The 2,101-nt window shown below is 54.6% G+C and carries 3 protein-coding genes; 2 read left to right on the top strand and 1 reads right to left on the bottom strand.

Features of this window, described 5'->3' with window-relative positions; genetic code table 11:
• Positions 1 to 85 precede the first annotated feature (85 nt).
• Complete coding sequence (locus Q0X89_RS17805; protein WP_297696709.1) at positions 86 to 244, top strand: hypothetical protein; 159 nt, start codon at positions 86 to 88, stop codon at positions 242 to 244.
• Between the two features lie 328 nt (positions 245 to 572).
• On the top strand, positions 573 to 1,670 hold the full coding sequence (locus Q0X89_RS17800) for a hypothetical protein (RefSeq protein ID WP_297696707.1): 1,098 nt from the start codon (positions 573 to 575) through the stop codon (positions 1,668 to 1,670).
• A gap of 208 nt (positions 1,671 to 1,878) precedes the next feature.
• Here Q0X89_RS17800 and Q0X89_RS17795 read toward each other — a convergent pair.
• A partial coding sequence (locus Q0X89_RS17795) for a hypothetical protein (protein WP_297696705.1) occupies positions 1,879 to 2,101 on the bottom strand: 223 nt, incomplete at its 5' end.

The raw sequence follows: 2,101 nt of genomic DNA, 5'->3' as shown, positions 1-2,101 counted from the left end.
GCGACGGCGAAAAACAATAAACAGCAAAACACCCTCGCAGTTTTGATACTATCCTGCGCATGCAACTCAGACGGGGAGGGCGGCGATGGTTCCGCCGGATGACGCTATTTCGAACGAGAAAACCTCAGGCGTCGATTACAACTTTGCGCTAGGCGATCGCTACACAAAATCCGATGGTATTGTTTACCTGACAGGGATGCAGGCCCTGGTGAATAAAACCGGGACAGATTTATTTAATCATTAAATAGATCTGTCCCGGTTTCTGTCCCGTCCCGGTTTCTGTCCCGGTTTCTTCAATTACCGTTTCCGCCGCGACGCCTGGCAAGTCACCTCCCAGCCGGCCATTGTGGAGCAGTATCCCGGTGGCAAGGCATTCACGTTTGCCGAGATGACGCTGGCCTGTAGGGGTTTAGGCTTCGCCCGGGGCCCTGAGCAAAATGATCTGCATCAATCAGGATGCGATTCCATGCCGCCAAACCATGATGTGTGTTTGCGTGTAGATAGCGGGCTGCTAAGCTCAAGACCTTGTTCGTAAGTCTGTGTCCGGGGTGTCTTGTATGTCGAAGGTCTCGATGAAGCAAACGATATGCCGTGCATTTGTTGTCAGTGCGGTGCTTGTGATGTTTGCGGCGAACGCAGATGATGGTTTGCAGGACGTGATGCGTGAGGCCGGTGACACGATGCTCATGATGTTGCCGGCAATGCGTACCAACGACACTTCCGTACTGACACCAGGTGCAGGTCAATTATCGGCGCTTTTTCGCAGGGCACGGCCTCATTTTGAGAAGGGCTCATCGGCCACGTTAGCTGCCTTCGAGCTTCTCCAGGCCCGCCTGGCGGACGCGACCGACAACCCCTACAACGCGCGTACTTCATTGGCGGAAGCGTTTGAACTGTGTGCTGGCTGCCATGTTCAGGACACGCGCATCGCGCCAGCGTTTGGTGTCAGCCGACTGCATGAGCTGAACGAATACGAAGCGGGTGAGTTCAGCTACCTTACGCGCGACTATCCAGCCGCAATGGTCAGTTTTGGTCGTGTTGTCGAAACCTCTAAAGATCGCAGGGACCGGCGCAATGCACTGGACCGGATTCTGGTCATGAGTATCGGGATTGACCCCGACCTGGCGACCGGGGTGGTCGTCCTCGAGGATTTACTCACATCCGGCGATCTGAGTAATGAAGAAACCAGGCTCGTTGAGGGCTGGCTGCAGGTTATCCGACCTTTGGCCTCAGAACCTGGCCAGCGACAGTCTCCGCTGCAGCATTCGACCATTCCTGCGATGGACCGTTACATGACTCGCGAGTGGCCCAGCTTTAAGCAGTTCGTAAGTTTGGACGGTCAACAGGTTTACTGGGTGCTCATTCGTGCCCAGTTACACGAGCTGCTGCGAGAGAACGCCTCGTCCCCGCAGGTACCGCGGCTGTTGTACTGGCTCGCTGTCAGTGATCGTGGGCTTCACTATCGTTTTGATAACTCGCTGTCATCGCGATACCTGGAACGATGTATGACAGAGTACACCGCGCATCCCTATGCGAGAACGTGCTTCGAGGAATATCAGCTGTTGATGACGGTGGCTTTTTCCGGTTCAGGTGGCATTTTCCTGTCGCAAGAGCAGCACGAGAGGATCAACCGATTCAGACAGCTGGTTTTCGGGAACGAAGATCCCTGATGCCGCCTTGTAAGCGGGGAAATGGGGCAGACGCTTTAGCGCCCACGCCTCGGTCTCATGCTATCTCGATCGATGGGAATTCCGGGGACAGGAATTCCGGGGACAGTATACCTATTTGCCGAGGGTGCTCATCGGGTTCAGTTTAGGAAATGGGTATACTGTCCCCTGATTACGGCGAGTAGGGTGCTATTACCCGGTTTCTCCAATCTTACTTGCCCTGATTTTGGGGCCGATGGCGGAGCAAAACCTGCGGCGAACGCTGATCATTTCCCACGGAGACCCAACAGTCTTTTTCCTGCGGCCAATTAGTGCCGGCTTTATCATCCTGGCACTGGTGGTGATGATTTCGTCCTATTACCGAATCAAAAAAGCCCAAAAAAGGGAGGAACAGGCTGCGGCTTCTGCTGATGAATGATGCACCCGCCGGAATG

This window comes from uncultured Eudoraea sp., assembly GCF_947258525.1.
Lineage (GTDB): Bacteria > Bacteroidota > Bacteroidia > Flavobacteriales > Flavobacteriaceae > Eudoraea.
The sequence above is the reverse complement of the archived record's forward strand: the minus strand, read 5'-3'. Positions and strand labels throughout refer to the sequence as shown.

Coding starts and splice junctions, on each gene's coding strand:
- Q0X89_RS17805 (WP_297696709.1), top strand. CDS start 86: ATGGTTCCGCCGGATGACGCTATTTCGAACGAGAAAACCTCAGGCGTC.
- Q0X89_RS17800 (WP_297696707.1), top strand. CDS start 573: ATGAAGCAAACGATATGCCGTGCATTTGTTGTCAGTGCGGTGCTTGTG.